This is a genomic window from Acinetobacter sp. YK3, assembly GCF_001729365.1.
Lineage (GTDB): Bacteria > Pseudomonadota > Gammaproteobacteria > Pseudomonadales > Moraxellaceae > Acinetobacter > Acinetobacter vivianii.
Window position 1 is genome coordinate 1 of record NZ_LZPJ01000003.1, and the last position, 22432, is coordinate 22432.

The 22432-nt window shown below is 40.5% G+C and carries 21 protein-coding genes and 1 pseudogene; 10 read left to right on the forward strand and 12 right to left on the reverse strand.

The window, feature by feature from the left end:
- The 4 genes and pseudogenes from A9Z07_RS17520 to rimI form a co-directional block, all read left to right on the forward strand.
- Positions 1 to 145: pseudogene (locus A9Z07_RS17520) on the forward strand (elongation factor Tu); the annotation flags it as partial.
- Positions 146 to 347: 202 nt separating this feature from the next.
- The gene (locus tag A9Z07_RS00635) at positions 348 to 1229 is read left to right on the forward strand and encodes a metal-dependent hydrolase (RefSeq protein WP_004770935.1); all 882 of its coding nucleotides are present in this window, start codon (positions 348 to 350) and stop codon (positions 1227 to 1229) included.
- 217 nt (positions 1230 to 1446) lie between these two features.
- Positions 1447 to 2331: a metal-dependent hydrolase gene (locus A9Z07_RS00640; protein WP_047431905.1), complete on the forward strand. Its 885-nt coding sequence runs from the start codon at positions 1447 to 1449 to the stop codon at positions 2329 to 2331.
- Positions 2332 to 2423: 92 nt separating this feature from the next.
- Positions 2424 to 2885: a ribosomal protein S18-alanine N-acetyltransferase gene (gene rimI, locus A9Z07_RS00645; RefSeq protein WP_171254691.1), complete on the forward strand. Its 462-nt coding sequence runs from the start codon at positions 2424 to 2426 to the stop codon at positions 2883 to 2885.
- On the opposite strand, the gene A9Z07_RS00650 is transcribed toward rimI, so the two are convergent.
- The 4 genes from A9Z07_RS00650 to trxB all read right to left on the reverse strand — a co-directional run bounded on the left by A9Z07_RS00650 (position 2871) and on the right by trxB (position 7174).
- The gene (locus tag A9Z07_RS00650; protein ID WP_005256372.1) at positions 2871 to 3686 is read right to left on the reverse strand and encodes an arginyltransferase; all 816 of its coding nucleotides are present in this window, start codon (positions 3684 to 3686) and stop codon (positions 2871 to 2873) included. The two genes, rimI and A9Z07_RS00650, sit on opposite strands and share 15 nt — an antisense overlap.
- 28 nt (positions 3687 to 3714) lie before the next feature.
- Positions 3715 to 4446 (reverse strand): leucyl/phenylalanyl-tRNA--protein transferase, encoded by a 732-nt coding sequence (gene aat / locus A9Z07_RS00655; RefSeq protein ID WP_062846865.1) that lies wholly within the window; start codon positions 4444 to 4446, stop codon positions 3715 to 3717.
- 86 nt (positions 4447 to 4532) lie between these two features.
- A complete protein-coding gene (locus A9Z07_RS00660; protein ID WP_069576199.1) occupies positions 4533 to 6089 on the reverse strand; it encodes a class I SAM-dependent methyltransferase in 1557 nt (518 codons plus the stop codon).
- A gap of 134 nt (positions 6090 to 6223) precedes the next feature.
- A complete protein-coding gene (gene trxB / locus A9Z07_RS00665; protein WP_005256378.1) occupies positions 6224 to 7174 on the reverse strand; it encodes a thioredoxin-disulfide reductase in 951 nt (316 codons plus the stop codon).
- A 252-nt stretch (positions 7175 to 7426) separates the two neighbouring features.
- Here trxB and A9Z07_RS00670 point away from each other — a divergent pair, with 252 nt between their 5' ends.
- Together A9Z07_RS00670 and rhtC are read left to right on the forward strand one after the other, a co-directional pair.
- Positions 7427 to 10510, forward strand: a complete 3084-nt coding sequence (locus tag A9Z07_RS00670; RefSeq protein ID WP_069576200.1) for a DNA translocase FtsK — start codon at positions 7427 to 7429, stop codon at positions 10508 to 10510.
- 128 nt (positions 10511 to 10638) lie between these two features.
- Positions 10639 to 11256 (forward strand): threonine export protein RhtC, encoded by a 618-nt coding sequence (gene rhtC / locus A9Z07_RS00675; RefSeq protein ID WP_005256380.1) that lies wholly within the window; start codon positions 10639 to 10641, stop codon positions 11254 to 11256.
- 65 nt (positions 11257 to 11321) lie between these two features.
- Here the strand turns inward: rhtC and A9Z07_RS00680 are convergent, their stop codons facing one another.
- The 7 genes from A9Z07_RS00680 to A9Z07_RS00710 all read right to left on the reverse strand — a co-directional run bounded on the left by A9Z07_RS00680 (position 11322) and on the right by A9Z07_RS00710 (position 16483).
- On the reverse strand, positions 11322 to 11861 hold the full coding sequence (locus tag A9Z07_RS00680; protein WP_069576201.1) for a hypothetical protein: 540 nt from the start codon (positions 11859 to 11861) through the stop codon (positions 11322 to 11324).
- 158 nt (positions 11862 to 12019) lie between these two features.
- The gene (locus A9Z07_RS00685; protein WP_004770953.1) at positions 12020 to 12307 is read right to left on the reverse strand and encodes a PA4642 family protein; all 288 of its coding nucleotides are present in this window, start codon (positions 12305 to 12307) and stop codon (positions 12020 to 12022) included.
- A 186-nt stretch (positions 12308 to 12493) separates the two neighbouring features.
- On the reverse strand, positions 12494 to 12766 hold the full coding sequence (minE, locus tag A9Z07_RS00690; protein ID WP_004655180.1) for a cell division topological specificity factor MinE: 273 nt from the start codon (positions 12764 to 12766) through the stop codon (positions 12494 to 12496).
- Positions 12767 to 12768: 2 nt separating this feature from the next.
- On the reverse strand, positions 12769 to 13581 hold the full coding sequence (gene minD / locus A9Z07_RS00695; RefSeq protein ID WP_004770954.1) for a septum site-determining protein MinD: 813 nt from the start codon (positions 13579 to 13581) through the stop codon (positions 12769 to 12771).
- 65 nt (positions 13582 to 13646) lie between these two features.
- Positions 13647 to 14366 carry a septum site-determining protein MinC gene (gene minC / locus A9Z07_RS00700; RefSeq protein WP_047431926.1) on the reverse strand — a complete coding sequence of 240 codons (720 nt, stop codon included), beginning with the start codon at positions 14364 to 14366 and terminating at the stop codon, positions 13647 to 13649.
- A 116-nt stretch (positions 14367 to 14482) separates the two neighbouring features.
- Complete coding sequence (locus A9Z07_RS00705; RefSeq protein ID WP_069576202.1) at positions 14483 to 15541, reverse strand: hypothetical protein; 1059 nt, start codon at positions 15539 to 15541, stop codon at positions 14483 to 14485.
- 24 nt (positions 15542 to 15565) lie between these two features.
- Positions 15566 to 16483: an acyltransferase gene (locus tag A9Z07_RS00710; RefSeq protein ID WP_069576203.1), complete on the reverse strand. Its 918-nt coding sequence runs from the start codon at positions 16481 to 16483 to the stop codon at positions 15566 to 15568.
- A gap of 379 nt (positions 16484 to 16862) precedes the next feature.
- On the opposite strand from A9Z07_RS00710, the gene A9Z07_RS00715 reads away from it, so the two are divergent.
- On the forward strand, positions 16863 to 17516 hold the full coding sequence (locus tag A9Z07_RS00715; protein ID WP_004770962.1) for an OmpA family protein: 654 nt from the start codon (positions 16863 to 16865) through the stop codon (positions 17514 to 17516).
- 108 nt (positions 17517 to 17624) lie between these two features.
- On the opposite strand, the gene A9Z07_RS00720 is transcribed toward A9Z07_RS00715, so the two are convergent.
- Positions 17625 to 18047, reverse strand: coding sequence for a hypothetical protein (locus tag A9Z07_RS00720; protein ID WP_005256391.1), 423 nt, complete (start codon positions 18045 to 18047; stop codon positions 17625 to 17627).
- Positions 18048 to 18297: 250 nt separating this feature from the next.
- Here A9Z07_RS00720 and rep point away from each other — a divergent pair, with 250 nt between their 5' ends.
- The 3 genes from rep to A9Z07_RS00735 all read left to right on the forward strand — a co-directional run bounded on the left by rep (position 18298) and on the right by A9Z07_RS00735 (position 22428).
- A complete protein-coding gene (gene rep, locus A9Z07_RS00725; RefSeq protein ID WP_004655168.1) occupies positions 18298 to 20337 on the forward strand; it encodes a DNA helicase Rep in 2040 nt (679 codons plus the stop codon).
- A gap of 23 nt (positions 20338 to 20360) precedes the next feature.
- Positions 20361 to 20813, forward strand: coding sequence for a dUTP diphosphatase (gene dut / locus A9Z07_RS00730; RefSeq protein ID WP_004770966.1), 453 nt, complete (start codon positions 20361 to 20363; stop codon positions 20811 to 20813).
- 193 nt (positions 20814 to 21006) lie between these two features.
- Positions 21007 to 22428, forward strand: a complete 1422-nt coding sequence (locus A9Z07_RS00735; protein ID WP_069576204.1) for a phosphomannomutase/phosphoglucomutase — start codon at positions 21007 to 21009, stop codon at positions 22426 to 22428.
- The last annotated feature ends 4 nt before the right edge of the window (positions 22429 to 22432 follow it).

Genomic DNA, 22432 nt, shown 5'->3' on the forward strand with positions numbered 1-22432 from the left:
CGTAGAAATGGTAATGCCTGGTGACAACGTAGAAATGTCAGTAGAGTTAATCCACCCGATCGCAATGGACCCAGGTCTACGTTTTGCGATCCGTGAAGGTGGTCGTACTGTAGGTGCTGGTGTTGTTGCTAAAGTAACTGCATAATCGCCTAGAGTGATAAAAAAACACCCCTTTGGGGTGTTTTTTTTTTGCCTATTGTTAGACAATCCTTTTGTAAGAGTGTCCTTAACTGATAGCTTGCTGTCCCAAACTGCACTTATTTGATTTGCATAAAAACGTAATATAAAACGCAAGAAACAAATAAAAGTGCTCAGTGGAATGTTTCACTGAAAAAGGAGTTGGCAGCATGAATGCTAAAGTAAATATTTCAAATCGTGCGGGTGCAAGCTTCCCAGTCCGTCGTATGAATTTTGATTTCGATCAAGTACCAGAATACTGGATGGATGGTTCAGCAGGTTTAACCCATTTCATGACAGGTTTATCTGCACTGTTTCCAGATGGTGAGAAATTATTTATTGATGCGGTACGTGCAGTTCGTTACTACCCAGCGATTAAAGACAATGAAGAACTACAAAAAGAAATCAGTGCGTTTATTGGTCAAGAAGCCATGCATACACAAGAGCATGTTAACTTTAATGCTTCTGCACAAAAATATGGTCATGATGTAAGAACTTTAGAGCAAATCACTGGGCGTTATATTCAATTTGCCTTAAAGAATTTTTCTAAAGTGGTTAAACCATTTGGTATGACCAGAGAAATGGTCAACCTCACCGCAACAACAGCCTTAGAGCATTTCACCGCGACCATTGCTTCTGAATTATTGCGTAATCAGCATATTCAGGACTTAATGACCGATGAGACCATGTCGTATATGTGGTTCTGGCATGCAGTCGAGGAAAATGAGCATAAAGCCGTAGCTTATGATGTTTATGAAGCCGTATTTGGCAAAGGTTTAAAAGCTTATAGCTTGCGTACCTCTGCGCTGGTTTTTGCGATGGCCCTGATTTTTATTCTTCAATCCTATTTTACTCTACGTTTGCTTCAACAAGATAAAAAGCTGAACTTTAAAGAATTGGCGATGATTTATAAATATGGCTATAGTCCTTCAAAAGGGATTATTACTGGTATGGCAGGCGAGATGCTGGCTTACTTTAAACCAGGCTTCCATCCAAATGATCTGGATACGGTACAGTTGTTAAAAGACTGGAAAGCGAAACTCGGTTTCTAATTTTCTTATCTTCAAATAAATCGATTTAAAAGGGCAATTTTAATTGCCCTTTTTCTTTTTTACTCTTTCATTTCATGCATGATTTTCAGTGTGACGACATGTCCTAAGATGATGCTTTTCTGACCTTATCTGCACTTATTCGATGCACTGAAAAGGGCGTATAAAAGAAGTATCAGATATGGTTTATGAAGAATATTCACGGATAGGAGAAAAGGGTATGAATGCTAAAGTCAATATTTCAAACCGAGCTGGCGCCAGTTTTCCTGTACGCCGAATGGATTTTGAATTTGGTGAAGTGCCACGTTATTGGGCAAATGGAGATGCTGCCTTAACACATTTTATGACTGCGCTTTCAGCACTATTTCCAGAAGGTGAACAATTCTTTGTGAATAGTACGCGTGCAGTGCGTAACGATCCTAAGTTGGCTGATCCTAGATTGCAGAAAGAAATCAGTGCTTTCATTGGTCAGGAAGCTATGCATTCGAAAGAGCATTTGGCCTTCAATGCGTCCGCACAGGCTTATGGATACAATGTCCGTGAGATGGAAGAGCAAACAGGGCGCCTGATTAATCGAACCATCGGTATAACATCTAAACTCTTAAAGCCTTTCGGCTTCACCAAAGAAATGATCAGTTTGACTGGTACGTGTGCTTTAGAGCACTTTACCTCGACCATTGCTGAAGAATTATTGAGTAATCCAGACATTCAAGCGATGTTTATGGATGAGACCATGTACCATTTATGGATGTGGCATGCGGTCGAAGAAAATGAACATAAAGCAGTAGCCTTTGATGTGTATGAATCGATGTATGGGCAGGGCGCTAAAGCCTATTTTATGCGGTCATTGGCCTTGGTTATCGCGATGGGCCTGATCTTTATTACCCAATCTTATTTCACCGCAAAGCTATTGAAAGTCGATGGTAAGTTGACATGGCGTGATACCCGATACATGTTGAAATTTATGTATGGTTATAAAGGTTTTATGACGCGTCAGATTCCAACTTTACTTTCGTTCTTGAGACCGAAGTTCCATCCAAATGACGATGATACGACTGAATTACTGAATAAATGGCGGGCCGAATTAGGTTTTAATCTGAGTTAACTCTAACGGGCAGTAAAACTGCCCATTTTTTTATTCAATTTTTAGCTGAAATTGTCGATAATCTGCATCAGTATTTTATAGAGTGAAAGATTGTGATTCGATTGATGCAGGAGCGTGATCTGGAAAGTGTGGTAGCCATTGAGCGCTTAGTGCAAACACATCCATGGAGCAAGCAACAATTTCAGGAATCTTTAGCTTCATATCAATGTACTGTGTATGAGCAAGCCAATCAGGTGGTGGGGTTTTGTATTTTGCAACCTGTGCTGGACGAGGCAAACCTGTTACTTATGGCAATTCATCCAAGTCAGCAGGGCAAAGGACTTGGTTATGCTTTATTGGATGATTCTATTCAGCAGTTAAAGAACAATCCGATTCAGATTTTTTTAGAAGTGCGTGAAAGTAATACAGCGGCTATTCGACTGTATGAAAAGACTGGGTTTCATCAAATTGATTTGCGCAAAAATTATTATCCTAATCCTGATGGTTCCAGAGAGCATGCCGTGATTATGGTCAAGACATGCACAGATGATTTTGCGGCGTTATTTAATAATTAAATTATTCCACTCGGAAGGTAATGTACTCATCAATGAATTTCCTAATTGATGAATTTCATTGTCTGAGAGTGGACGATTCAGTCTGCGCCATTGTCCATCCAGTAATAATTCGAGTGGTGTATATTGCGATTTATAATTCATTTTATCTGAATGCGGTACCCAATAACCCAGATATAAATAATCCAGATTCAAGCTGCGTACATATTCAATCTGTTTAAGGATGGCGAATACGCCCAGTGAACGGCGTTGTTCATCTGGATCAAAGAAGGTGTAAACTGCAGAAAGACCGTCATCCATCAAATCACAGGTTGAGACGGCAATTAATTTCTGGTCTTTCCAGAGTTCGATAAAGAAGCTTTCTGTGCAGCTATGCACCAGAAATTTTTCAAATTGATCTAGACTGGCGGGATACATATCACCATCTGAGTGGCGTTCATTGATATAACGTTCGTACAAGTCATAGTGTTGCTGAGTGGCTTGCGAGGTCGGCAAAATACTCATTTCTAAATCTTGATTACGTTTCCATGCCTTTTTCTGGCTGCTATTCATGCTGAATTCCTGAACAGGGACGCGGCAAGATAGACATTGGCGACATAAGTGACATTCAGGACGATAAACAAAATCACCGCTACGACGAAAACCGACCCGAGAAAGTTCTGATAATGTCACCACATCAATACGGTGAATCGGGTCAAGAAATACCATCCGTGCAGATTTATTATCGAGATAACTACAATCATGCGGTGGTGTAATGTAGTACTGTAAGTCATTTAAAAGGGACTTGGGTTGGTATGATTTCATTAATCTGTCCCTCCAAGGTGTTAATCCGTTAACCGTCTAATGTGCTAAAAACTGCTATTGTTTTACTTGAAAATACACGTTCTTGATAACTTTTCCAATTGATAGAGGGGGCAATAATTACATCTTGTAACGATTTAAGATAGGCTTGGCGAGAAAGTGTACTCGCACCAAGGCTTAAAAGATGATCATTGACCAGTTGGCAATCAATCCACGGAAGCTGATTTTCCTGCCCGATCAGCATCAAGGTATAGAACGCCATTTTCGAAACATCGGTTTCAGTACTAAACATCGACTCACCAAAACAGCCTTTGCCTATGGTGACACCATATAAGCCACCTACCAGTTTCTCTTGTTGCCAGACTTCCACACTATAGGCATAACCCGCTTTAAATAAGTCACAGTAGCCTTGAATAATGTCTTCACTGATCCAAGTTTCATTGGCGTAACTGCGCGGTAAGGAACAGGAACGAATAACATCTTCAAAAGCATGGTTAATGGTAATTCGGTAATCATGCTTTTTCATATTGCGAATGAGTGACTTACTCGGCTTGTACTGTTGTGGTTCAATCACACAGCGCGGTTCAGGACTCCACCAGCAGATCGGCTCATCTTCATTGAACCAGGGGAACAGACCGTGTGTGTAGGCTTCAAATAATGTAGACGGACTGAGATCAGCACCGATACAGATAAAGCCTTGGCCTTCTGGATCTGCTTCTACAGGATCTGGAAAAATATATTGTGAGGGTGGAAGTTGTTGCATAGCAAAGAAAGTAAATAGGAATGATTCTAAACTAACTGAACTGAGTAGGAATGGCAATCTTGAAGATTGCCATTCGCACTATGCCTTTAACTAAACAGGCGCAGTTGTTTGGCAATTTGCAGCTTTTTGCTGTCTAGGAAAAATTGAGCCTTGGCTTGAATGACCGCTAGACTCTTTTCTCGATCAGATACAGTTTTGCCTTCACTATCCAGTACCAGCCAGTTGAGTTGGCTAATGACATTTTGAACATACTCTGCAAACTCAGTTGCTGATTCTAAGCCATCAATGAAATGTGCGCGGTAGAACAATTGCTGGAAATGATCGGCTGGAATACCGATACCTGTAATCGGGCTAATTAAGACATTATAGTTTTGATGAAAACTCGCCTGTTCCAATAAATAATGATTTAAGCGATGACTTTGTTGCATTATTTCATTATTCGGTTCTAGTGTCTGGCAGGGTTGAGCCAAACCTAGATGCGATAAAATCACCAAAGCATTGAGAATTTGGGCGTAATTCAGTTCAGGAAAACTTTGTTCTAGTTCAGCAATGGTGATTGGACGATAGTTTTCTTCTGCAAATTTATTGCCGATCGGGGTATAGATATCTTCAATTAAATTAAATGTTCCTAAAAGTCCATTGATACTATGAGGCAGTTTTTCCTTAGCGGTCAGTAAGACAAAAGCGGTCTTTCTCAAACGCTCCTGAACTTGCAATGGGGTCAAATTATTCTTGCCACGGATAAATAAATCGCGTCTAAATTGGGTATTGGCAAAATAATCGCGACATTGTTCTTTGAAAATAGGATGTTCTATCGCATTTAAAAAGTTCTGATGTTCCTCTGAGAAGTTAATGCTATCTAAATGGGTATTTAAATCAGTAGAGCCTGCATAAGATAATTTGATCTCATCTAGAGTCCGTACGACTTGCTGGAAAGAGAAGCATTGCCAGTCTTGATTGAGATACTCATGGATCAAGTAGTTGGGATTTTGTTGTTTAAGATCGGCAACTTTCTGAACCGCATTTGGATTACGTTGTGCAAAAATCGGATTCTGTTTGAGCAGGTCCTCGCTAAAGCTGAGCGCTTCATTGACCTTTTGTAGGGGATTGGTGCTTTTGCTATTAAATTTGAAATGACTATGAAACAGTTCACGGATTGGCATATTGGCTGCCCAGCCTGTGACGCAGTTGTAGCTGATATAGACAATGCCATTGGGCTTTAAGAACTGACGGATAAATTTTAAAATAATGTGCTGGTTTTCATGGCTAATCCAGCTCCAGATACCATGTAAGCTGATCGAGTCAAACATGGGTAAATCTTGACGGTTGAGTAGCTCTTCAAAACTGTCGTCATAAAAATAATGCTCAACCTTACTTTGTTCTGCCAGTTGATTGGCATGCGCAGCGTGTGCTGGATTAAAGTCGGTGCCATAAAAGCTGGATTGGTTGCTGGTGGCATGAATATTAATACTGACGCCTTGCCCAAATCCAAGTTCGCAGTGATTCTGATTTTCCTGAAAGTCTGGACTATCGATCCCATTGAGCAATAAACAAAACTTTTGGAAATTCGGGCTGAGATCTCGATAATAACCGTAGGTATAATTCACTTCTGTTTGATAGCCATTTGTCCAGGTCGTTGTCATTTATCTATCCTATTCATCAATGTATTTCTATCTATTAAAAAAGCAGCTTTGTCTAAAAAGTCATCATTTTTGATTGTAGGGATGCTGCCATAAAAAAACCACCAATGTCTGGTGGTTTTTAAATTGTGGCCCGATTAGTTTAAATTATCGAGATATTTCTCTGCATCAAGGGCTGCCATACAACCTGAACCCGCTGAAGTAATCGCTTGACGGTAAACGCTATCTGCAACATCGCCTGCAGCGAATACACCTTCAATTGAAGCAGCCGTTGCATTACCCGCCGTGCCACTGTGTACTTGAATATAGCCATCGCGTAAATTCAACTGACCATCAAACATACCCGTATTTGGTTTATGGCCGATTGCAACAAACAGACCTTGTACCTGAACGTCCTGAGTGCTTTCATCTTGAGTTGATTTAATACGAACAGCGGTTACGCCTGTATTATCGCCCAAGACTTCATCGACCTGATGATTCCAGATAATGCTGATTTTGCCTTCTTTTTCTTTGGCAAAAAGGTGATCTTGCAAGATCTTTTCTGAACGTAAGCTATCACGACGGTGAACTAGTGTGACATGTGCTGCAATATTCGAAAGATAAAGTGCTTCTTCAACTGCTGTGTTACCGCCACCAACAACCATGACATTCTGGTTCTTATAGAAGAAACCATCACAGGTTGCACATGCGCTTACACCTTGACCCATGAAAGCTGCTTCAGACTCAAGACCTAAATATTGTGCAGTTGCACCTGTTGCAATAATCAGCGCATCACATGTGTACTCTTCCATATCACCTTTGAGGACGAATGGACGAGTCTTAAGATCAACTTCATTGATATGATCATAGACGATTTCTGTACCAAAACGTTCTGCATGAGCTTGCATACGTTCCATAAGTACAGGACCAGTTAATCCTTCAGGGTCACCAGGCCAGTTATCAACTTCAGTCGTCGTCGTTAATTGACCACCAAGTTGTATACCAGCAATGAGTGTCGGTTTGAGGTTAGCACGTGCTGCATAGACTGCTGCGCTATAACCTGCAGGACCAGAACCCAAAATAATTAACCGTGAGTGACGAGCGCTCATTAAAGAACATCCTTTTTATATTGAAACTGCTAAAATTATACGTGAATCGAGAGGGGAGTGGGGTAAATCGATCCGGATAATATTGATTAACTCAATCGAATTGGGCTATATCAGTGCAGAATGTTAACAACAACAGTAAACAATCGTGCATCTTTTTTGTAAGAACGAGTGCATAATATAAAACTTATTGATTAAGGTAAGTTAGACCTTAAAAGATACCAACAAATAACGAATTGGGTTACAGGACTGTATATGACTGCGGTGTCAAGTGTTTATGCACAACGCTTTTTAATGACATTATTTTTGATTTCCTTTGGCATTTATTTATTTCTTGCCACAGTAACTTATACACCGTTTGATCCTGGGTGGATGCACATTTCCAGTGATACCCAACAGGTTTCGAATGCAAGCGGTGTGGCAGGTGCTTGGATCGCAGATTTACTCTTTGGATTTCTGGGGTGGGCGAGTTTGCTTATTCCTTTGTTCCTGTTTATAGAAGCCATTCAGGTCTGGTGGCCAAGAAGCTTTCTGAACCGCCCATTTCGTTATGCTGCCCAGTTTTTCTTAATTCTTTCGATTTCAAGTTTGTTGTATTTGCACTGGAACATGCCCGCAGATACTTTGGACAATGCAGCTGGCGGTATCATTGGTTATGAGCTGGGTGCTAGCTTATCTCAGTTGCTGACGATTTATGGCGCGACCTTGTTTTTACTCGCATTCAGTATTTTGTTGCTGACTTTGGCTTTTGGCATTCAGTGGAACAAGACTTGGGTAACATTGAAAAATACCCCAGCGTATCTTCAAGATCTATTCTATAAAAACGTACCACAAAATGAATCTGCATATGATTTAACGGAGCAGTTGACGCCCGCTGAAACTCCAGCTGTAACAAGTAAAGCCCAAGCTGCGACTGAAAGCTCGGATGATCAAAACCAGACCAAGACCAATCAGGTTCAAGCCAAGCTAATTAAAATTGATGATTCACATCATCAACTCATGGCAGAAAAATTATTTGCCGATGTGGTTGCGAAAGAACAGCAACAAAGCGCTGAGCCACAACAAACAACTGCGCCTGATGATGACTTTGAGCAAACTTTACAGCGTGCGCATCAATTTGAAACTGAAAGCCAGCGTTTAGTGAAAACAGGTGAAGTATGGCGTGCATTACAACATGATGATGCCAGCCATAAACAGGAAATTGATGCATTACTGCGTGCTGCTGATGAGTCAGCCCATGTAGCGCCTCAGCTTGAACCCGCAGCACATGCTGAAGCAGTCACGCAAAAAGCCAATCCTAGCAATCTGGACTGGAATGATGACCAGATCTTTGATGAATTATTGGCTGCGGTACCAAACAGTAAAATAGCAACAGATGCGCATACACCGATCATTCAGGCTGTGCCAGCAATGACACACACACCTGTTGAGCAGGAAAACGAGTTTGAAGCAGATATTGAAGCTTTGATTAGTGAGTCTAATCAGGTGAATACGACTCAAAATCACAGCGCTGCTGTGCAAAATCCACTTCAAGAAGACAAACATAATTTTGTTGCTGAAGAGACTGATGAGTTTAATGATCTTCTGGTCGAAGAGGAGCGTGAACAAACCACTCCGCGTACCACAAGTTATGCGCAATCGTCTGCTTTTGTAAAAGCGCCGATTGAAGTATCAAATGCACCAAAAGAAGCATTGTCTAAAGAAGCCTTTATCGAAGCATGGCAAGAAACTGCGGGTAAGGCAGAGCCTGAAACCGATTTGGATATTGAAGAAGATTTTGATTTAGATGCACCATTAACAGATGCATTTGGTCGTCCGATGTCGCGTGCGATGCAAGTGGCGAAAAAACGTCTTGATTTGCCAACCTTACCAGGTCTGGAATTGCTGGATGAAGTTGATCCAAACAAAAAGGTGAACTTCACTGCCGAGCAATTAGCACGTCTTTCTGAATTGCTAGAAATCAAACTGCAAGAGTTTAATGTCAAAGCGCAAGTGGTCGAAGCTCAACCTGGCCCAGTCGTTACCCGTTTTGAACTGGATCTTGCGCCGGGTGTAAAAGCCTCTAAAGTGACCAATATTTCACGGGATTTGGCACGTTCAATGTCGATGGCATCTGTTCGTGTGGTTGAAGTGATTGCAGGAAAACCGTATATCGGAATTGAAGTACCGAATAGTAGCCGTGAAATGGTACGGTTGATTGAGCTGTTAAAAACGCCAGCTTTTGAAGACCCTGCTGGTTTGCTCTCTATGGCGATGGGTAAAGACATTTCAGGCAATCCTGTCATTACTGACCTCGGCAAAGCACCGCATATGTTGGTTGCGGGAACGACAGGTTCTGGTAAGTCGGTTGCAGTGAACTCGATGATTTTGTCGATGTTGCTGAAATATACACCAGACCAGCTTCGCTTGATTCTGATCGATCCAAAACAGCTTGAATTAGCCAACTATAACGATATTCCTCATCTACTTACACCTGTTGTAACCGACATGAAAGATGCTGTTAGCGCATTAAACTGGTGTGTAAATGAGATGGAACGCCGTTATAAATTGATGTCATTCCTGAAAATCCGTAAGCTCAGTGATTATAACCGTAAAGTTGAAGAAGCGATTGCCAACGGCGAAGACCTGATTGATCCAACGTGGAAAGCCAGTGATTCAGTTGTGGGTGAGCGTGCGCCGCGTTTAACGCCGTTACCTTCAATTGTGATCGTGGCCGATGAGTTTGCTGACATGATTATGCAGGTCGGTAAAAAGGCTGAAGAAATGATTACCCGTCTGGCACAGAAATCCCGTGCCGCAGGTATTCACCTTTTACTTGCGACACAACGTCCTTCTGTGGATGTTATTACGGGTCTGATCAAGGCGAATATTCCAACGCGTGTTGCATTACGTGTGAACAGTAAGATTGACTCGCGTACCATTCTGGATGCGGGTGGGGCAGAAGACTTGCTCGGTCATGGTGATATGTTGTTCCTCGGCCCTGGTAAAATTGAGCCTGAGCGTGTACATGGGGCCTTCATTAGCGATGATGAAGTGAACCGTATTTGTGACGCGTGGCGCGAACGTGGTGAGCCTGATTATGTGGATGAGATTCTCACGCCATTTGATGAAGAGCCTTCATCGCGTGGTTTCGAAGATGGTGATGGTGATCCGAGCCGAGATGCACTTTATGATCAATGTGTCTCTTTCGTTTTAGAAACACGTAAAGCATCAACCTCTTCATTGCAGCGTAAATTTAGTTTAGGTTACAACCGCGCAGCACGGATCATTGACCAGATGGAAGAGAATGGAATCGTAAGCTCGATGGGTGCCAATGGTAAGCGAGATATTCTCGTTTAACGAAAATTATGACTAAAAAAAGCCTCTTTATAGAGGCTTTTTTGCTTTAGATTTTCGTATTTTTATGTGGTAAAAATCACATTTTTTATTTAAGCTTGCCCTTTAAAATCTCAACGTTGAGGTGAGTCGTGTTAGTTGCATTAAGTACACTAATTTTTATTCATTTCTGTGCATTGATTACACCAGGACCAGACTTTTTTCTGGTTTCACAAACGGCTATTAGCCGCTCTCGTAAAGAAGCGCTTCTGGTGGTACTAGGCATTTGTTTAGGGGCAATGCTGTGGTCACTCCTTGCTTTGATGGGACTCAATATTATTTTTGAAAAAATGGCGTGGCTTAAACAAGGACTGCTTATTGCGGGTGGCCTATACTTGTGTTGGCTCGGCTTTCAAATGCTTCGCTCTGCCTTCTCTAAAAATAATCAAACCATAAACCCAATTAGCTTACCTCAGTCACCTTATTTATTCTTTATGAAAGGCTTGTTGACCAACCTTTCCAATCCTAAAGCGATTATCTACTTCGGCAGTGTCTTCTCACTGTTTTTGGCAAATCCTTTATTTGATCAGCACCATTCTCTACTTTTTATTATTGTTTCGATTGAGACAATTCTATGGTTTGTCTTGGTCGCTTTTGTATTTTCTCTACCGACATTCCGCAATGCATACCAAAATTTTGCAAAATGGATTGATGGCGTGTCTGGTGGGATATTTACCTTATTGGGTGTTTATCTGATTGGAAGTCGTTAATCAAAACATCAAAAAGCCTGCATCATGCAGGCTTTTTTATAAATGGATTATTCGTCATGCTTTCATTATTCAATATTAAGAAACAACCCCATCAATAAGAGTATCCAGAAGATAGAGCCAATAATAATGACAATAATTTGAGCAGTATTAAATTTTTCCTGTATTACTACATTGAATTCATGCGACTGTCTTTTTGCATCATTGAGTGCTAAAAATGCGGGGACAAGGAAAACAAAACTGAGCGAAGAAATTAACCAATAAGGGTCAGGTAAGCGAGCCAGCAAGAGAGCGAAAACGAGATAGCCGACATACATCCAGCCTGGAGAGAAATCCTGAGCATAATCTTTTTCTTTGGCATATTCCCTGATTCTCTTGAAGAGTGAATATAAGAAGAAAATAGAAAAAATAGCTCGGGCAGCAGGCATGATATTTAAATTATCTTTTAGTGCCAGAAAACGCCATGCTTTAAAGATCCACCACAGTTCATATAATCCTAAAGAGATAACCGATAAAAAGATAAATTTCTTTAGGCTAATGATGGTTAAATCTGCTAGATGATGATTTACAGGAGCATTTTCAATTACGCTTGTGTTTTGGTCAGTCATTGTCTTTCTTAGAATAGAGAGGTTAAAAATATAAAAATTATGAGTTGGAGTTATTAATCAGAGCATGTCAAAAATATCATTATTTAAATTAAAACCACATAATTTACGCTTCAATTTGTTGATATTGATAAATTATGTGGCCTTTATTCTAGAATTGATTAAGCAAATTTCGCTAAAACTTCCAGAAAACCCTCTTTCTGGCGAGGAAATTGTGCAATCACATCATGAATGCGTTGGCCTTCAGGATTGGTTGCATTCAAGTCACGACCATCTGCCAAAAACTTGGTAATCAAGCGCTCATAGTCATTTGGGCGCATATGTTTGAAGGCATGATAAAGTACATGAAAGTCGGCATTTACGCCAGCTGGAGGAAGCTGGTTAAGGTAGGCAAACACACGCTCATCTGACCATTCTTCATTGAAAGTTGCTGGCTGTGATAATGCCATGACAATCTCCTCAGTCTTATAAAATAATAAAGGCAAAATATGAGGCAGGATGAGAGAAGTATCGCTTTTCCCTGCCGCAACACTAGAAGCTAGGCTTCAAGTGGGGAGGGAAAAGAAAAGTTATACTTTTCAAATTCTACGACGTATTTTGCCCTTATTTACGAAAAATCGCTAATGAAAAAACTTCTAACGATCTTCAGGTAAATTGATATTCATTTCTAGCATTTCAATGTTTGCTTCTGAGCGAACCTGCATTTGAATATGCTGTTCATCCACCCCACGAACATAACGACTCACGACCTGCATGATTTCTTTTTTCATTTGGTCGATTTTGTCTTGGCCTAAGCGACGACCCAAGCCTTGTTCAGAGGCAACAATAACTTTTAAACGATCTTTGGCAGTTTGTGCACTTGATGGTTTTTCATCACTGCTAAAAAGTTTACTCCAGAATCCTGCCATAATTACGCTCCAAATAGTCTAGCTAACCAACCTTTTGGCTGTACTGCAATGTGTCGATAAGGACGGTCTTCGCCAAGGAAGCGAGCCACTAAGTCATCATACGCTTGTCCAGCTTTTTCTTCTGAATAGAGAATCACTGGTTTACCTTCGTTTGATGCTTGAAGTACGCTTGGGCACTCAGGAATTACACCCAGAGTCGGCACACGTAAAATATCTTTAGAAATATCGTCGATCGTTAACATTTCCTGTTTATCAGCACGTTCCGGATTGAAACGGGTGATACATAAATGCTTACGGATACGACCTTCGTTTTGTTCAACTTTTTTGGTCTTGCTATCAAGCATACCAATAATACGGTCAGAGTCACGTACTGATGAGATTTCAGGATTCGTCACAATGATCGCTTCATCTGCATGATACATTGCTAAAATCGCACCACGCTCGATACCAGCAGGTGAATCACAGATGATGTAGTCGAATTCTTGAGAAAGTTCGTCGATCACACGTGCAACACCTTCATCACTCAACGCATCTTTATCGCGGGTTTGTGACGCAGGGAGAATATATAAGTTTTCAATATCTTTATCACGGATGAGTGCTTGTTGTAAGCGAGCTTCATTATTGATGACATTGACAAAGTCATAAACTACACGGCGTTCGCAGCCCATGATCAAATCAAGATTACGTAAACCCACATCGAAATCGATCACAACAGTTTTATGACCACGTAGGGCTAAACCTGTTGCAAAAGATGCGCTTGTTGTAGTTTTACCTACACCACCTTTGCCTGACGTTACGACAACAATTTTGGCCACCGAATCCACTCCTATTTATGGTCATACGCCCCTAAAAGGGCTTTTTTGGTGTTTAATGAGATAAATTAAAACTGCAAGGCCTCAAATTCAAGTTCTTGCTTGTTATTTAAATAAATATGTACAGACTTTTTGATCATATCTTTTGGAATATCATCTGCAACACAATAGGTTCCTGCAATCGAGATTAATTCGGCTTCTAACGAGTGGCAGAAAATACGTGCTGCAGCTTGTCCACCTGCACCTGCAATGACTCTACCACGAGCATTGCCATAAATGTGAATATTTCCAGATGCAATGACTTCCGAACCACTATTCATGCCTGCATTTAAAATGATATCACCCTGATCTTGCACCAAACATTGGCCTGTACGCAAAATTTCATCATGATACGAGGTGATATATGCATTCGATGTGTTTTTTTGTGGTGTTTGTATTGCTGAATTATCCGCTGCTTTCGCTGGAGCTGGATCAACCACCTGTTCTTTAGATGCCTTGATACGTTGCAATGGCTGATCTACGGGTAGAACAGGGAATTGAATGGCGCGGGCTTCATCACCCAGAATGCCATCAATCACAGCCATAGGCTGTAAACCTAGATCAATCAAAAGCTGAATTAATGCAATCAGTTCTTGCTCAACAGTACTGTCAATAATGACCAATGTACCGATATAAGAACCTTCATTCAGCGTGCTGGTAAGTTGCTGTCGGATTGCATTATGGTCATTTGTGTCGAACGTGAGTCGACTAAAATTCACCATTCTGCCCGTAATCCGTATATCAGCCATAATTTATCCTTCAGGGCTTTTTAAGCGCTCTATTGTGTTAAAGCAGTTGTAAATAAAAGCAAATGCTAGAACAAATTACACGAATTCTCTAGCTCGATTGGTAATTTTTCTTGTAATCATTCCGCTTTTTTATCCAATTGATCAGATTCTTGCAAAATCTGCTGCCATTGCTTCACTTTTACTTGTTTTCTTATCGCTTCAAGGCTTTCAAATACGACAGATTCGACCAGTTCTTCCAGATATTGATTATCAATATTCAACTGGCTGACTTGCTCTGCAATATATTGATAATTTTCATTTGGTCGTTGAGTTGAGCCTGCCGTAAATGGCTCGATCAAACCCGCACTGATATTTTCACCTAAACGTTGACCAATACTTTGAATCTGTTGCTCGATTCTTCCCCCAACAATCGGAATCAGGCGTAAGAGTTGCGTCAGTTCAGGCGTATCTTCAATGGCTTGATTGACAATAATGCCGACTTTTTCAGTAATTAAAGGTTGCTGTTGTTGTAACGCTGTTGCAAGAGACTCTTGTAGCAGAGAAGCCAAGGTGACCGTAAACAGTTGTCGATGATGATCAACCAGATCATGAATGATTTTTTTGTGCTGTGAACTGGTTTGCAGCTCATGACGAATGCCATCAATCACGGTGATGACGACACGATCTGATAATTCTTCCATGACCACGCGATAATAAAAGACGGCTTTAATCCGGATTCCATCTGGTACGACTTTGTAGCCCAGCTCATATAAACGATAAGCGATGATCCCGGCACGGAATAAACGTAAAAAACGGAAATGCGGGATCACCGCAAGAATTTCATACCAGTGAATGAAAGGGAAGAACCACCAGCGTGCATGGTGTTTTTGTACAATTGAAAGAAACCAGCGAATGACCAGTTCTACAATTAAAAATATAATAAACCACGCTTCAGTAGTAATTACCCACGGGTGTAAATGGGTTCGATAAAACTCCAGCACCGTCGGGAGTTGGATGGTATTAAAAAACCAAGACCCGATATTGCTCATCAAGAAAAAGTTCATGCCTAAGCAGAACAGGTTAAAAACAATAATAAAGACCATAAAAATGTCATAGACCAAAAACAGCTTAAAGAATTTGCTGTTCGGATTGACATAGTTATATTTAGAGTTCTTTCCTGAGTCCTGCTGGGTCATGTCTTACTACAATTCCTTTTGAAACTATTGCTGGTATTTGGCTTTCATTTGGCTAATGAGCTGGTCTTTTTCAGTCCAGATCTGATCCACCCATTTCTGGAAGCGTTCACGATAAACGGGATCATCCTCATAATTACCACCAAGTACCCACTCTGGAATATCTATTTTACGTAAATCTACTGCAATACGAGACACATCACCGAGCCAGAATTCGCCGTAACCAGGCGCACCGTCTGGATAAACAATAGTCATATCGACCAATGCATCAATTTTATCCCCAAGAATATTTAATGCTAATGCAAGACCGCCTGCTTTAGGTTTAAGCAGGTTTTGATAAGGGGATTGCTGTGCAGCATGTTTTTCAGGAGTAAAACGGGTCCCTTCTAAATAGTTGAGTAAGGTAAAAGGCTGACTAAGTAACTGTTCACAGGCTTTACGTGCTTCCAGCATATCGCGTGATTTTAGTTCGGGATTCTTCGCGATTTGCTCTTTGGTATGACGTTTCATCATCGGGAAGCCGAGGATTTTAAATGCTTGCCCGACAAATGGAATAAAAATAAGTTCCCATTTGGTAAAGAAGCGGGTCAGTGGCATACGGGTTAGGCCAAAATACTGATTGACTGTAGTATCGACCCAGCTTTGATGGTTACACATCATCATATATCGACCTTGCAGATTCAGGTCGAGGTTTTTATCAATACTGATATCCCAGTGTAAATCTGGCAATACATTGTCAATTAACCAGTTATTTACCCCTAACCAACTGTTGGTAATCTGAATATTGGTTTCGTCTACTTTTGATGATTTTTTAAATAATTTCGTTAAACCTAATGCCAGTACAGGTGGGCCATGAAAAAATGTACTTCCTGTAATGACTGAACTAACGGTTAATCCTTTACTGACTTTTTGCAATAAGGACGCTTTTTTATTGGCGTTAGACATAAATCGAGCCTTGAGTGCAGATGTTTGAAAAAAGAGATGTTCCAACTATAAACAACAGATGTTGAAATACAACTGTATATTTTCAGATGTTGACAATTTTTATATATTTAGGCGGGTTAACACTGCTTTTTCCGATTAAATGTGATTTTTGAAGGAGGGAAAGCGGATTTTCATGTATGTGATGATTGTCACATAAAATATTTATTGTGTGAAAACCATGAACATGAAGAAATTATGGTGCTTTATTCAAGTAAAATGCATCAAAATATTACAAAAATACAAATAAAGTGTTTATTATTAACAAAATATCAATGGTCTAGGCCAGTTTTCTCATTCATTATTTGTCCAGACAACAAAATACATAGACAGGAGCTACGCAATGCGTGCATTAGTAATTTCAACACTCGTAGGGGCTGGATTGGTACTTTCTGGTTGCCAAACTACAGGTAATAACATCGGTGGCGTAGAATATGACAAATCTGCTCTAGGTGCATTAATTGGTGCAGCTGCAGGTTATGGCGTATCTAAAGGTAACGCAAATACAAGTAAACAAAACAACCGTGCTGCGGCAATCGGTGCTGTTCTTGGTGCTGCTGGTGGTTTATATCTCGACAATAAAGAGAAAAAATTACGTGAGCAAATGGCTGGTACAGGCGTAGAAGTAGGCCGTAACCCAGATGGTTCTGTTCAGTTAATCATGCCTGGTAGCATTACCTTTGATACAAACAAATCAAACATCAAACCTAACTTCTACAGCACTTTAAACAAAGTAGCGCAAACTTTAGGTGAAGATAACAAGAGTGCGATTCTTGTAACTGGTTATACAGATAATACGGGTAACGATTCAATCAACATCCCATTATCTCAAGCACGTGCTCAATCAGTTAAAAACTACTTAGCTGGTCAAGGTGTATCTTCTAGCCGTATCGATGCGCAAGGTTATGGTTCTTCTAACCCGATCGCTTCAAACGCGACTGCTGCTGGTAAAGAGCAAAACCGTCGTGTAGAAATCAGCATTTATGCAAAACAGTAATTTTTACTGATTTCTAAAAAACCACCTTCGGGTGGTTTTTTTTATTGGGATTTGAAAAGGAATGTTTTGTCAAATGAAGAATACTTTTCTAAGAACTTTATCAACTGACTATTTGATTCTGACTAGACGGGCATTTGCATCCGAGGGTAGAGATACTCTGTATTCTAATTCAGCATTCGACTTAATATTTGCTTCTTGTGAATCTACAATAGTGGGGCAAAGACTATTTTTGCTAGTCTCAAGTCTAAAAATATATGAATCAGGTTTTAAGAAAATTGTTGCTTGTTCATTTTGTTTGAGTGAAAAAGATTTTTGATTATTAATATATAGATCATATGAGCAACCAAAGCCTGTTAGTCCTTTATCCCGGAAGAAAACAACTTTAGCCTCAATACTATTTTTATGTTCTGTAAAATACGTTTGTTGATAGATTCTTTGGGGAGGCACAACATTTGCACTTTCAATTGTTGTGGGGGTTGTTGCACAAGCAGAGAGAGCTGTTATTAGGGCAATTACCGCTAGAAATTTCATGTCAAATCCTTAATAAGTATAGACGTTTGAAGCTAATCTTGATTTATTTTTGAGTCAAAAAGCTATTTTAAGATAATTAAAATCAAGATACTAACGATACTTTTTATGTTGAGCGACAATCAGTGTCGTTATTAAAAATTGAAACATCATAATTTATACATATCCCTAGATTTACTATTGGGATTCTAAAACATAGATGTCTATAATTGTGCTCGAAAAATCAGGCTCGGAAACGAGAGAGGAATAACCAATGTCATCTGCCAGTCAACTTAATGACAAGCAACTTGAAGCCATGAAATATGTTCAGGGGCCTTTGTTGGTACTCGCAGGTGCAGGTTCGGGTAAAACTTCAGTAATTACCCGAAAAGTGGCTTTCTTGGTACAACAATGTGGTATTCCAGCCTATCGTATTACGGCAATGACCTTTACCAATAAGGCTGCACGTGAAATGAAAGAACGTGTAGGTAAATTGCTTTCACGTGAAGAGGCAAAAGGACTTTCGGTTTCGACCTTCCATACTTTTGGTTTGAATTTACTTCGTCTTGAATTAAAACATTTACCGCTTAAAAACAACTTTTCTATTTTAGATGCGGATGACTGTAAGCGAATCCTGATGGATTTGATGCAGCGCGATAATTTGTCAGGGGCAGAGAGTAAAGAACTTCTTGCCAAGGCAATGAAGAAAATTTCAGACTGGAAAAACGATCTTATCGTTCCAGAACAAGCACATTCCACTTGTGAAACGGTTGAAGATGTCCAGTTTGCACATCTTTATCAGCTTTATGAACGTAACTTACGTGCCTATAACGCCGTAGACTTTGATGACCTGATCGTGATGCCGACACGTTTACTTCAGGAAAATGCTGAAGTACGTGACAAATGGCAAAACCGCGTTCGCTATTTACTGGTCGATGAATATCAGGATACCAATACTGCGCAATATACCCTAGTTAAGCTGTTGGTTGGGGTTATGGGGCAGTTCACCGCCGTAGGTGATGATGACCAGTCCATTTATGCATGGCGTGGTGCAAAGCCTGAAAACATGGCGTTATTGAAGGATGACTTCCATAATCTAAAAGTCATCAAACTTGAGCAGAACTATCGTTCAACCAGTCGTATTCTAAAAGCGGCCAATGCCGTGATTGAGAACAATCCGCATATTTTCGATAAGAAATTGTGGAGTGATAAAGGTCATGGCGAAACCATTCGTGTCATTACCTGTTTAAATGACGATGACGAAGCAGAACGCGTGGTCAAAGACCTGATCACGCACAAATTGATGAACGGTAAAAACTGGAAAGACTATGCGGTGCTATACCGCGGTAACTTTCAGGCGCGTGTCATTGAAACCCAATTACGTCAGATGCAAATCCCTTATAAACTGTCGGGTGGTCAGTCGTTCTTCGCGCGTGCAGAGATTAAGGATGTGATGAGCTATTTACGTCTCATCATTAACCCTGAAGATGACAGTGCATTCCTACGTATTATTAATACGCCAAAACGTGCGATTGGGCCTGTAACTTTGGAAAAGCTGGGTTTATTTGCCCAAGAAAATACCTTGTCTTTGCTCACAGCATCTTCTGACCAGCGATTAAGCATGGTGTTACCGAAGAAAGCTGCTACACAATTGCATGAGTTTGCTGATTTTATTGCGACATTTACCCGTGAGTTACTTGACGATGATGAGCCGATGCCAAAGGTTCGTCAGATGATCAATGAAGCAGGTTATATCGATTATATTCGTGAACAGGCGGCAACACCTGCTCAGGAAAAAACCAAGCTCGATAGCATCGAAAGTTTATATAGCAGTATTCAAAACTTATTGAATCGTACTGACGATGTCGATGAGAAAAATATTGAAAGCGTGATTCGTAAACTGGTACTGCTGGATATGCTTGAGCAGCAACAGGAAGAAGAAGACACCGATAAAGTGAACTTGTTGACTTTGCATGCGGCAAAAGGTCTGGAGTTCCCTTATGTGTATATGATTGGTCTGGAAGAAGAACTGTTACCACACAAGAACTCGATTGCATCAGAAACCATCGAAGAAGAACGTCGTTTGATGTACGTGGGAATTACCCGTGCGCGTCAAGGTTTGACTTTGACACTGGCAGAACAGCGTAAGAACGGTGGACAAATGCGTCAGATGACACCAAGTCGCTTCTTAGACGAAATGCCACAAGATGATCTGGAATGGCATGGTCGTAAAAAGAAACTGGCGCCGAATGTTGATCCAAAAGAGCAAGCGCAGCAGTATCTTGCCAATTTAAAAGCATTGTTGAAACGATAAAAGTTTGTAAGTAGGAAGTTGTAATGAAAGTCCAAGTTAAAGTATTAGATGCGCGTTTAGGTCAAGAGTGGGCTTTGCCTTCTTATGCAACCACAGGTTCAGCAGGTTTAGATTTACGTGCATGTTTAGATGCAGCGATTGATATTGCGCCAGGTGAAACTGTTTTGGTTAAAACTGGTTTGGCGATTTATATCGAAGATCCAAACTTTGCTGGTTTGATTTTGCCTCGTTCAGGTCTAGGCCATAAACACGGTATCGTTTTAGGTAACTTGGTTGGCTTGATTGATTCAGATTATCAAGGTGAATTGATGGTATCTGTCTGGAACCGTGGTCAAAATACATTCCGTTTAGAACCAGGCGAGCGTTTGGCACAATATGTTCTTGTACCAGTCGTACAAGCCGAGTTTGAACAAGTGAGTGAATTTGTTGCAACTGAGCGCGGTGCTGGTGGTTTCGGACATACGGGTAAGCAATAATTTTCCGGTAAATATCACTTAAAATGCAATGTTTTACTGGAAAACATTGCATTTTTCATATTGATTGTTTGTTTAAAGTATATTACAAAGCAACTGATTAATTATTTTAATTTTTCTGAACAAGGGTTAATTAATTACTTAATAATTTCGCCATTTTTGAATAATCGAATGATTATAAAAATAGGGGCTTGCTGTGAATATACAACAAACATTTCCTTTGAATATTTTTCGTGCTTATGATATTCGCGGAAAACTTTCAAATCTCACGCCAAATATTATTTGTTCAATTGCCCACGCCTTAGCTTTACACTATAAAAACGCTGGACAGAATCAGGTTGTTGTTGGTTATGATGCGCGATTAACCAGCCCTCATTATGCTGAAATTATTCAGCACGCGCTTCAACAAGAAGGTCTGCAAGTGACCAGTATTGGTTGCTGTTCATCACCGATGATGTATTATATTGCCCGTGATTTTGGTGGGAATGGCATTATGGTGACTGCAAGCCATAATCCAAAGTCTGATAACGGAATTAAGTGGATTGTCAAAGGGGAGCCTCCGAGTCCTGAAACGATTCAATCCGTTGGTCAACTCGCGCAAATTTCTCTACCGACTGCCAAAGAATATTTTTCCTCAGATATCCGCTCGCATCACACTATTCCGCAATATTGTTTACAGTATCAACACGCATTAATTGATGATATTCAATTGGCTCGACCGTTAAAAGTTGCTCTTGATGGTTTACATGGTTCAGCAGGCCATTGTGCAAAACTGGTGCTGGAACAGTTAGGTTGTGAGGTGGTTGCATTGCGTTGCGAAGCCAATGGACATTTCCCCGATCATGCACCAGATCCTTCTCATGCTGAGCATTTAAAGCAATTACAGGCAGCGATTTTGTCAGAACAGGCCGATCTTGGTATTGCTTTAGATGGGGATGGGGATCGTGTCGTTTTGCTAGATGAGCAGGCCATGATTATTAGCCCTGATCGCTTGCTGTCCTTATTTGCACAAATATGTTTACAGCAGCATCCACAAAAAGAAATTGTTTTTGATGTGAAATGTTCGCGTATGGTGTCTGACACGGTTCAGCAACTTGCGGGACAGGCCAAAATGATCCGTACAGGAAGCAGTTTTTTACGGGCTTATTTATCTCAATCCAAAGGTGCAGCGGTCTTTGGTGGCGAATATGCAGGCCATTATGTCTTTAACGACGGACGTGGTTATGGCTATGATGATGGTCTCTATGCGGCTTTGCGTGTGATGGAATATCTCACACAATCAACAGCAAAAAGCTTGTCTGAATTATTGAGTATTTATCCTGAACGTTACTGCACCGAAGATACTTATATCAGCACACATGATGCCAATCCGAAACAGGTTTTAGATGAGATCGAGATTTTAAGTCACCGTTTAGGTGCACGTTTAAGTAAAATAGATGGTGTAAGACTTGATTTTGATGATGGTTTTGGCATTATTCGAGCATCAAATACTGGTGAATATTTTACCGTCCGCTTCGATGCAGACAATCCGGATCGGTTAGTTGAAATTCGCCAGACATTTGTTGCTATGTTGCAAGACCATTATCCACAGATTGCACAAGAACTCGCACAGGCTTAATAAG